The sequence below is a fragment of the Paenibacillus sp. BJ-4 genome, from assembly GCF_020404765.1.
Lineage (GTDB): Bacteria > Bacillota > Bacilli > Paenibacillales > Paenibacillaceae > Paenibacillus.
This window is the reverse complement of record NZ_JAIVEM010000123.1, coordinates 1-217: the sequence shown is the minus strand read 5'-3', so window position 1 is coordinate 217 and position 217 is coordinate 1. Positions and strand designations below refer to the sequence as shown.

Genomic DNA, 217 nt, shown 5'->3' with positions numbered 1-217 from the left:
GCCCGCATCCTCCAATACCTCCCAGCAGGATTGGACAAACAGCCGTTCCTGCGGGTCCATGTTATGGGCTTCTAGCGGTGATATGTTGAAGAAGAGCGGGTCAAATTCCGCAAATCCGTCTATAAAGCCGCCCCACTTGCTGTAGCTTTTCCCCTGCGCTGCCGCCTCCTGGGGGTCCGGCTGGAAGAACCCTTCCTTGGACCAGCGTTCCTCCGGA

Annotated in this window: 1 protein-coding gene; it reads right to left on the bottom strand. The window is 58.1% G+C overall.

Translation table 11 applies throughout. The features are described 5' to 3' along the window. The coding region (locus LCF57_RS18765) for a beta-ketoacyl synthase N-terminal-like domain-containing protein (RefSeq protein ID WP_226002062.1) at positions 1–217 on the bottom strand (217 nt) is incomplete at both ends.